At 51.4% G+C, this 10,108-nt stretch carries 8 protein-coding genes; 4 read left to right on the top strand and 4 right to left on the bottom strand.

Going from position 1 to position 10,108, the window contains the following annotated elements; translation table 11 throughout:
* Nucleotides 1-214: hypothetical protein (locus ACR0J8_RS22800; RefSeq protein ID WP_480892516.1), on the top strand; the 214-nt coding region annotated here is incomplete at its 5' end.
* Between the two features lie 7 nt (nt 215-221).
* On the opposite strand, the gene ACR0J8_RS22795 is transcribed toward ACR0J8_RS22800, so the two are convergent.
* Together ACR0J8_RS22795 and ACR0J8_RS22790 are read right to left on the bottom strand one after the other, a co-directional pair.
* Nucleotides 222-1,886 (bottom strand): alpha/beta hydrolase, encoded by a 1,665-nt coding sequence (locus ACR0J8_RS22795; RefSeq protein WP_480892513.1) that lies wholly within the window; start codon nt 1,884-1,886, stop codon nt 222-224.
* 257 nt (nt 1,887-2,143) lie between these two features.
* A complete protein-coding gene (locus ACR0J8_RS22790) occupies nt 2,144-3,034 on the bottom strand; it encodes a LysR family transcriptional regulator (protein WP_480892510.1) in 891 nt (296 codons plus the stop codon).
* 98 nt (nt 3,035-3,132) lie between these two features.
* On the opposite strand from ACR0J8_RS22790, the gene ACR0J8_RS22785 reads away from it, so the two are divergent.
* Genes ACR0J8_RS22785 through ACR0J8_RS22775 form a run of 3 tightly spaced genes read left to right on the top strand, consistent with a single transcriptional unit; the run spans nt 3,133 to nt 5,023 of the window.
* Nucleotides 3,133-3,981 (top strand): alpha/beta fold hydrolase, encoded by an 849-nt coding sequence (locus ACR0J8_RS22785; RefSeq protein WP_480527524.1) that lies wholly within the window; start codon nt 3,133-3,135, stop codon nt 3,979-3,981.
* A gap of 3 nt (nt 3,982-3,984) precedes the next feature.
* Nucleotides 3,985-4,251 carry a hypothetical protein gene (locus ACR0J8_RS22780; RefSeq protein WP_480527523.1) on the top strand — a complete coding sequence of 89 codons (267 nt, stop codon included), beginning with the start codon at nt 3,985-3,987 and terminating at the stop codon, nt 4,249-4,251.
* Between the two features lie 46 nt (nt 4,252-4,297).
* A complete protein-coding gene (locus ACR0J8_RS22775; RefSeq protein WP_480892507.1) occupies nt 4,298-5,023 on the top strand; it encodes a haloacid dehalogenase type II in 726 nt (241 codons plus the stop codon).
* A gap of 528 nt (nt 5,024-5,551) precedes the next feature.
* On the opposite strand, the gene ACR0J8_RS22770 is transcribed toward ACR0J8_RS22775, so the two are convergent.
* Nucleotides 5,552-8,596, bottom strand: coding sequence for an efflux RND transporter permease subunit (locus ACR0J8_RS22770; protein ID WP_480892504.1), 3,045 nt, complete (start codon nt 8,594-8,596; stop codon nt 5,552-5,554).
* 3 nt (nt 8,597-8,599) lie between these two features.
* Nucleotides 8,600-9,901, bottom strand: coding sequence for an efflux RND transporter periplasmic adaptor subunit (locus ACR0J8_RS22765; RefSeq protein WP_480892501.1), 1,302 nt, complete (start codon nt 9,899-9,901; stop codon nt 8,600-8,602).
* Between the last annotated feature and the right edge of the window lie 207 nt (nt 9,902-10,108).

Genomic DNA, 10,108 nt, shown 5'->3' with positions numbered 1-10,108 from the left:
TGTGCTTGCTGCCTTGGCCCCATCATCGCTCATTCTCCCGTTCAGTACGGAAATTGAATCAGCGACTTGTGCGTCAATCAAAGAAGAGTTTTTCAAAAGAATTAGCCCGAAGCAGACGCTCGCCTTGCGCGCCGCTTCTCAGGAATGCGGAATAATCTCTCAGCTTCTATCGACGGCCTGTGCCGAGCTCGCAAGACAGATTAAGGAACGTTAACACTGGTTCACCGGTTCCGGCATCCAAGCTGGTACCCGATATCGCAGTGCGCTTTCAGCCGTTTGGTGTCAGTAGCAGTCCAGTCCGCAGGGGCCGTGACCTCGACCCAGGGCGAGATGTAATCCTGCGCAAAATAGGCGTGTCCATGTCCTGGTGGCGTACCAAAAGATAACGCCATGTCGAGGGCCAACTGAAACTGCGTGACTACCGGTATGAAGACGAGTTGCTTTGAGACATCTTCAGCCGGAGGTTCGTTCATCCAGGGCGGTGCCCGCCAAAGGGAACTCGGATCGTAGAAAACGATCGGATCGCTGGAATACTGCAGGAATACGATCCGCATGTCCCCCCAGTCGGCGATGGCTTGAGAGGCATCCGAGAAGTGAGACGCAAATCGGACGAACGATCCGTTCCCAATGATGGGGAGCACCCATGGACTGCCAGGTTCGCGCGCGTTTTGCGCTTGCTGCCAGAACCGTGACGGAAACGGCGGGCCGGCCCAGAAGGCTCCATCGATCGGGTCGTCAGCAAGGCGGAAGAGGTTGGTGGCATGCATCGACGACCAGGCACCAAGGCTCAGACCATGCACGTAAAATCTTGGGCGGCGATCCTTTGGCAGCGTCCGCCAATAGGAGTGCACCACGTCGAGAAGCGCGGTCGCCTGATCGAGGCCGGTCCGGGTTTCTAGAACCAGTGCCAGAGGAGATTGTAGGTAGGAATACTGGGCGCTAACCGTCGCGATATCGCCATTGTGCATGTATTCCACCGGATCGTGAGAACCCGGGTCCATCCAACCGGTTCCTGTGGGGCTAGTAACGATCAGAACTTCCCGATCAAAAGCCCTCAGCCGTTTTAGCTCGGCAAGTGCCAGTTCAGCCCGCTTTTGCGGTGATTCGCCGTTCGCCCGGCCGACATAAACCCGAATAGGGTCCTGCGCGGGTTTGCCTGTGAAGGCGGAAATCGCTTCGGCATCCGGTCCATCCAGGACGAAATCTCGACCAGGTTGACCCATCGCCGCCCAGTCAATCAGAGACGCTTCGGAACCAGCCTGATCCGGTCTTTCGGGCAGGTCAGGCGCGATATCAAAAAGCATCTGAGCGGCCTCGAAGCTTTCATCCACGCCCGTGACCACCCGGTCGAAAATGCCGTCGCGGGTGACGACGAAGAGCAGCAGGGCGACCGTCACAACGCCCAGAACATTGGCTCGGCGCGGCGGCATGAAGCGATAGAAGCGGTCCCTGACCCATCGGAACAGGGCCGCCACGAACGCGCCGATCAGAAAAAAAAGCGCAAAGGTTCCGGTCCCTGCCAAGAGGATCTGCGCCAGGTGCTTTGCATCTGCAAGCTCCATCCCCATTTTTGCGCGTAACTCATTCTGCCATTCAAAGCTGAAAGTCAGCGTCCATATTGAAAATCCGGCAACAAGAGCTGCAAAGACAATGTTGCCAACAAGCGCTAGACGTCCGCGCATGCGAGGCAGATCTGCGGCCTGCCAAATAAGTTCGAGCACACGCCCCAGTAGGTAGCCAAGCGCCACCAAGATCCCGCCTAATAATCCCTGAACCATTGGCTCGCGTGGAATGAGGGAGGGGGTCAGCGAGGCTGCAAAGAACAGAAGACCTAAAAGCAGGCACGGGAGGGATACTCCGGCAATCAGTGGTCTTATCCACCGCACAATCGTTCCTCCACGAACCAGGAAAACTCAGCCAGCTTAGTGAAACGCAGCGCGATGGGCCATGTTTATTGTGCAAGTTCCAGGGTATCGCGAGCACCAAAGCTTTTGCGGTCCCTCTCCCTGAGGACGCACATAATATGTGGAACGGACATGTCCGCTTTGGCTCGGAGCGGTCGTTCGCTACGCAGCCTATCAATGACCGCGTTGCGGACAAAACAGTCTTTGGCTGCGAGTTCCCGAAAGGCTGCTTTGAAGCGCTATCCGGCAGCGCGCAAAGGGATCGAAACGCTGAGCTCGCGTGCGATTTCGTCGATGAGCGCTTTTACGGGTTCGGTTTTTCTTTTGGGATGTATGCGAGCCACAAACGTAATATCGGGTGGTGCTGGAAACACCCCCTCGATGACCTCGATTTCGTCAGATAGGTGCATCCCATTCAATAGCGCTACCCCAAGCCCAGATTGGACGGCGGATTTTACTCCGGCGGCGCTGGGGCATTCCAACACCTGTTCAAAGTGATGCCCCTGCGCTTGACCGTCAGCGAAGCCCCATTGCCTGTAAAAGCAATTTTTGTCGAACGAGAGAAATGGAATTGACCCCAAGGGGTTTAGGAGCAGGTCAGGAGATTTCACCCAATGCAGAGTGTCGTCAAAAAGAACGAGGTCACCTTTCGCGACATCGGAGTTGAAAATCTGCATTACTACAACGTCCAGTTCACCTGCCTCGAGCCAGGCCTGCACATTCAGACTTTGGCTTGTTCGGGTTCGCACGTTGACCTCAGGGAAAAGTCTTGTGAATCGCCCGAGGATCCGGGCGATGTCGCTTGTTGCCGTATCCTCAGTCACGCCTAGTCGGATGGTCCCGGCAAGAGGTTTCTTACCCAAATCAGAAAGGGCTTCGTCATGCAGGTCAACCATGCGGCGCGCATAGTCACAAAGCCGCTTGCCTGCCTCAGTGAACAACGGCCCACCCGCTCGACGCGCGAGCAGGTTGCAATCCAACGCTTGTTCGAGGCGTCTAATTTTGTGACTGACGGCGGATTGCGACAACGCCAGATGTTCTGCTGCGCGCGTAACACCGCCGTAGTGAGCAATGGCGAGCAGAGCTCGTAGTGCATCTATTTCAAGTCTCTTAGACATTCTCTCAACCATCCATGACATTTTTCAATCATTGTATGACAATCATTCATTTGATTCATATGCTATCGCTTGGCTAAGGTTTGCGAAAGCTAAAAATCTAGAGCATCGTTATGACCCACCTTGTTAATCAAAATGTCATCATCAACGGCACACGCATCTCTCATGGCGTACATGGTGAAGGGAGCCCCGTGGTTCTTATCCACGGCACACCGTCCTCCTCATATATCTGGCGCAATATACTGCCTTCGCTGGTCTCCGCTGGATACAAAGTCCATGTCTACGACTTGCTGGGATATGGGTTGTCGGAACGCCCTTGCGACCCGGCTATCGACACGTCCGTCACCGGCCAAGTCCCAATTCTTGAAGGATTGCTCGACATATGGGGCCTAGATGATCTGCACGTCATCGCCCATGACATCGGCGGTGGAATTGCACAGCGCTTTGGCGTCCAGTCGCCTGACCGGGTTCGCACGCTCAGCATGATTGATGTAGTGAGCTATGATAGCTGGCCCTCAAAGCGCACTAATGAGCAGATGCAAGCTGGTTTAGAAAAGCTGATCAAAGCACCAGATGCCGATCATCGTGAGCATTTCCGCGAATGGTTCTATTCGACGGTTCAAAACAAAGTGCGTTTAGCAGAAACTTCGATGGAGACCTATTTGGACTTCATCTGTGGTCCGGTCGGTCAGGGAAGCTTTTTCCAGCATCAAGTCATGCATTACGACCCAAAGCATACAGACGAAATTGCCCCTCGTTATGCTGAACTCGGCAAGAACCCAGTTCAATTGATTTGGGGAGCTGAGGATGCGTGGCAGGTTGTTGATTGGGCGCATCGACTGCACGACGCAATCCCAGGTTCAGAACTCCATGTGTTGGAAGACTGCGGTCACTTCTCACTGGAAGATCAACCCGAAAAGATTTCTGCCTTGCTGGTAGACTTTCTGCAAAGGCAGTGCTGAGCGATGACGGAGATCACACAAACGAATGTCGTTGGGCGCGACAAGCGACAGCTCACATCGCTATTCGAGATTATCGGCTCCGTCTTGGCGATGGTTTATGCATTGTCGATTGCGCTCAACGTAGGAGCAGAAATGCTTGGATTCTCGCTGCTGCTTGTGTCTTCAGGTCTGTTTGCAGGGTGGGCAATTTTAGATCGGCGTTGGGCTTTCCTTTTGCTCCAAGTCTTCTATGCAACGTCGGCAATTATTGGGTTGATCCGTTGGGCCTGACAACAATTCAGCGAAATCCTCCATATCAATAAGAAGGAGAGAAACTGTGAAACTGACGGACTTCAAGGTTCTGGCATTCGACGTTTATGGCACGCTGATAGACTGGGAAAGCGGGATGGTCACAGCTCTCAAACCATTGACTGACAAGATCACACAAGACCTGACACGTGACGACATCCTTGAAGCGCACGCCTATCATGAATCCACGACACAGCGCTGGACACCCAACAAAAAATACTCCGATCTCCTTGCTATCGTTTACCGTCGTTTGGCTGAAGAATGGGGTGTCGAAGTGACTTGGGAAGAATGCCAAGCATACGGCCTCTCGGTGCGCCAGTGGCCTGCATTTGACGATAGCCGTGACGCACTCGCCTATCTCAAACAACACTACAAACTGGTCGTCCTGACCAATACCGACAATGTAAGCTTTTCAGGGTCGAACGCGCGGCTCGGCGTCCATTTTGACGGCGTTTATACTGCAGAGGACGTGGGCAGCTACAAACCCAATGATCGCAACTTCGACTACATGCTGGAAACCCTTGCAAGGCAGGGCATCGCAAAAGAAGACATTCTGCACACCGCCGAAAGTATGTTCCATGACCATAGTCCGGCCAACAAACAAGGGCTGAAAAATTGCTGGATTTACCGCCGCTATGAGAAAGAAGGGTTCGGAGCAACTATGAACCCGGCTGAGATGCCCAGCTACAATTTTTGTTTTAATAGCATGGCCGAACTGGCAGACGCACATAGGGCGGAGTTGTCCGGACAATAAGTCTGCACCGGACTGCGAAGCCGACATTCGCTGCTACTTGTTGAAGCTGTAAGTTTGGGCTCAGGGCTGCCGTTCTCCGCAGCAATCATAATTGACCGGTCGCAGCCCAATCCGGACAATTAATCCAATGTATGCAATTCCGCCTTGCGGACAAAGCTCCAATTCGCAGGTGAGCAGCCTTCCGGCCGCAGAACGTCAGAAATGCACAGAAAGCAGATTTTGGATATCTACGAGAACGGCTCAGAAAAAATGTCTTTCGGCAAACGCCGAACGAGCAGAGGTTTGGTCAGGCAAACTTACTGTTCGCAATGTTCCAACAGAATCTCTGTTCTGAACCAAGAATGCTAGAGGATTGCGAAAAAAGTTAGTTTCCGCACTTGGAGACCTAGATTTCTGCAGGTCTGGCAAGGACGCGCGAATAGAAGGTCGATCCAAATCAGCAGGTCAATGCAAAAGCACGTACTTAAAACCTGGAACATGGCGAAAGCGTGATATGTCTTGCGGAGATGAGGATCTGAAGGTTAGTTACTAAGCCGCTATTTCGTCCTCATTTATTCTAAAGAATATTGAGTACAGAGTCGGCACTACTATCAGCGTAAGAACGGTCGCAAAACTCAAACCGCAGATAATCACCACTGCGAGCGACTCAAAAAATGGATCCCACAGCAAAGGCATTACTCCAAGTACAGTAGTAAGTACTCCCAGTGCCACTGGGCGGACGCGTAGAACAGCTGAGTCGACAACAGCCTGCAATCGAGGTTTTCCACCAGCAATCTGAGTATCGGTTTCGTCAATAAGGACGATAGCGTTTTTGATTAGCATCCCTGTTAGAGACAAAATACCCAGTATTGCCATAAATTCGAGTGGCGTTCTGGTTGCCGCGAGCCCCCAGACGACTCCAATGAGAGCCAGAGGTACTGTCAACCATATGATCAGTGGCTGACGGACTGCATTAAACAAGAAGAAAACTACGACAATCATCGCTCCGAACCCAAGCGGCATAGTCGAAGCCAAACCGTCGTTTGCACTTTGCGAGTCCCCGTACTCACCCCTCCATTCAAGAGAATACCCACTCGGCAAATGGATTGCCTCTACGAATGGTCGGATTTGAGCGAAAAGGTCGCCTGAGAGTACTTCTGGTGCGTTATCGGCTTGTGCGGTGATTGCAAGCTTGCGGTCGATGCGCCTAAAGTTCCCAGCTTCGAAAACAAGGTCAAATCGGTCTACAACTTGAGATATCGGAATGTATCCTCCGGCTACATCGCTGTAAATTTGGATGTTTTTTAGGTCACTAATATTGTTTCGGTCTGCTTCGAATGGGCGCATTACTATGTCCAATAAGTTGTCGCCTTCGCGATAAATCCCTATAGGCGCCCCTACTTGATGCCAGTAAACTGCCCTAGATATCTCCGCTTGGGTGAGACCCAGCCTTCGGGCGTTTTCTGTGTCAATAACTGGTCGAATTACCTGCTTTTGTTCGCGCCAGTCGTCTTTTATCGCGATGGCTCCGTTTTCAGCAAATATCAGTTTTGCCTTTTCGGCGAGTTCGCGAAGCACAACGGGATCGGGTCCAGAAAATTCGACTTCGATTTTCGATCCACCTCCAGGACCCAATACAAACTTCCAAACTTTTGCATATGAGTCAGCGTACTTTTGGTTGATCCAAGACTGAATTTCCGGCTGTAATGCATCGATCCGCCGATAATCCTCCACGTCCACCAAAATTTGACCATAGGCGGGGTTCTGGTCTTCACTGTCGTATACCAACATGAAGCGTAAATGCCCGCTGCCCACGGAAAGATTTGTGGACGTGACACCAGGTAGAGTTAAGAGATGCGCTTCAATCTCTCGCATGTCCTGACTGGTTTGTTCAATGTCGGTTCCCTCTGGCAAAAAGTAATCCACCACAAATTGCGCCCTGGTGCTGTTGGGAAAGAAACCCGGCGGTACTAACGCAAACCCTGCGATTGCAGAGAAAAAGAGCGCAACAATAAGGCCCACCGTAAGGTGCCGGTATTGGATCGCATAAGCGAGGAGCGAACGATATGCACGGAGAATGGCATTCTCTGCAGGCGGTGTTTCCGAGGTTGGTTTCAGTAGCAGAGTACAAAAATAGGGTGTGAGCCATATCGCTATCAACCACGAAAAGAGCAAGGAAATCGTAATAGTCCAGAAGAGGCTCCCGGCGTATTCGCCCGTGTTGTCCGGTGAAAAGCCAATTGGAGAAAACGCCAAGAGTCCTACAACTGTTCCTCCGAGTAGCGGCCATTTGGTTTGATTTACGACAGTGATAGCAGCGTTGCTGGTGGCTTCACCGCGTTGAACTCGGACCAACGTACCTTCGACAACGACAATAGCGTTATCAACCAGCATGCCGAGTGCAATGATTAGCGCGCCTAGTGAAATCCTTTGCATGTCCAGCCCCAATAGCTGCATACCGGCAAGCGTGCCTGCAACTGTGACCAACAGAATACCTCCCATCAGTATTCCGGATCTTAACCCCATAAAAATAAGCAATATGCCTACAACGATGATGAGCGCCAGAACCACGTTCATGACAAAGTCGTTGATCGATTCTTTTACCGAAGCAGACTGATCAGAGATTGGCAAAATCTGGATTCCGATTGGCCTAAGGTTCTCCAACTCGTTTATCCGTTGCTTCACTGCTTCGCCCATGTTCACAACGTTTCCGCCCAGGCTATTGGATATTCCAATTCCAATTGCAGGTTGGCCGTCCCGAAAAAGTAGGGGGCTTGCGGGTTCAACGTAACCGCGGGACACGGTTGCGATATCTGAAAGTCGAAATGATGCACCGCTACTCGGCACAGAAACGACTAAGTCTTTGATAGCGTCAATTGAGTCGACTGCCGCCGACGGCCGTATCTCTATGCGACGCGAGTTGGACTTGATGGAACCCGCCGGCGCTACGAGGTTTTGCCCCTCCAGAACTTGCCCAATTTTTTGTGGTGATATTCCAAGTTCTATTAACCTTGCTGGTGCGTATTCTACAAAGATTGCTTCATTCTGTTCACCACTTAAGACCACCTTGGAAACACCGCTGACGGCAACCAACTCCCTCTGGAGCTCCTTCGCGTACTCGTGGAGCTCGGCTATAGAATAGCCATCACCAACAACCGCGAAATACAAGGCATACACATCGCCGAAGTCATCGTAGACTTGCGATTGGAGTGAGTTCGGCGGCAGGCTAGTTTGAGCGTCAAGTATCTTTGCGCGCAATTGGGCAAATCTTGCGTGAAGTGACGGAAAATCAGGAGTTGTGGGGATTGTAAATTCGACCGTCACAGTGCTGAGTCCGGGTGATGAAACTGACTTCACCTCTTTTACCCCTAGGAGCTCTTGTAGAGCATTCTCAATCACCTCGGTGACTTCTTCTGCGACTTCTTCTGCAGTGGCACCCGGATAAGGTGTTATGACCTGAGCTTGCCTGATTATAAACTCAGGATCTTCGAAACGAGGAAGAGTTAAGTATGCAAAATAGCCAGCGACCAAGATGAGAATAGTCACCAACGCCGAAATTAGGCGCTTCTCAATTGCAAACCTAGCGAGATCCATTTGCTACTCACCAACTTTTGAAATCGGGCGAACTACCATGTCATCCAGCAGTTCGCTCAAGCCTGCGGTTACAACCATGTGTCCTTCTTCAAGGCCATCTTTTACGACCACGAAGTCGTCAGATATTTCTCCCAATTCAACTGGTTGGCGCTTAACGGTGTTGCTGGATCCATCCAACAGCCAGACATAAGGGGAACCGTCGGGGCTTGCCGCTAATGCTGAAAGTGGAACCACAACATGCGTGTCGCTTTGCCCGTCCGCCCTAATAATCACGCGCGCTACCATCCCAGGCAGTACAACCAAGTCTTCAGGCGGGGTTACTGATAGACGACCACGATAGGTTTGTGTCGCTGCGTCTGCTTGCGTTGAAAACTCGACAAGGTCTGCGTTCAATTCTACGCCCGGCAACGAGTCAAACGTAACCATACTAACAACATTGTCGAAGCCAATTGACGACATCGCGATTATGTCAGTGCCGGGCAAGTCATAACTTACATCCACGGTCGAAAGATCTTGGATTAAGGCGATGGTTTCACCGGCTTGAACATTACGGAAGTTGTCCACGTTGCGCTTGGCAATCGTTCCATCGAACGGTGCTCGAAGCGTAGCATCAGAAAGATCGTTTTTTGCCGATTGAACCTGTGTTTTTAGGCCACGGATCGACGCTTCCGCTGCAATTATCTCTTCGGGCCTCCCACCGACTCGACCAATTGTCAGCTGCTCTTCTCGCGACACGAGTTCGGCCTCTGCCAGACGAAAGGCAGCTTCACGTTGCTGGTATTGGGCAGTAGGGATTACACCCCTCTCCAAAAGCTGAGCTGAGCGGATGTATTCTTCGCGAGCTTGATCTCGTTGAGCTTTAGCGGCCTGTACCGAGGCTTCCAAAGCTGTAATTTCTTCAGGGCGTGCGCCTGACCTCAGTACAATTAGATTCGCCTCTGCCTCTTCTAGTTGGCTATTAAGTCTTGCTACCTCGACTTCGAAGTCTCGTGTGTCTAGCTGCGCAACAACGCCTTCCTGCACCACATTGCTAGAGGCCCTAATTGGTAAGTCTATTATTCGTCCACTGACTCGAAAAGAGAGTTCAACTTCCCTCGAAGGGTAGACAATAGCAGGATAAATTCTTTCAAAATCAGATGAGGCTTTAAGAACAGTGAAGACTTTTGCTGGTCTTATTGTCGCGGGGGTATCTTGTGCTGCGGCTACGATGGGAAAAGCACAAAATAAAACAGCCGCCAACGTCCCTAAGAAGTTCAGATGCATATTTTTCACCTTCTTATTCGAAGCTGCTCGCTTGTTGGGCATTCGCGATGGGCACAAGAAACTTGGCGAGAGAAGAGATCGTTTGAACCAACTCTGCCTGCAACAGTAGACTTTCACAAATTTGGGTGAGCCAAAATGGCTCAGCGAAAATATCATGAATTGGAAACAGTTTATTGTTGGATTACAAAGCGTAAGCTAAAATTCAACAAGAATGCTGCCGTCGCGAAAGCCGGACCTACCGCAATGGTG

This window comes from Ruegeria sp. N11 (genome assembly GCF_056531525.1).
This window is presented reverse-complemented; position numbering and strand designations above follow the sequence as displayed.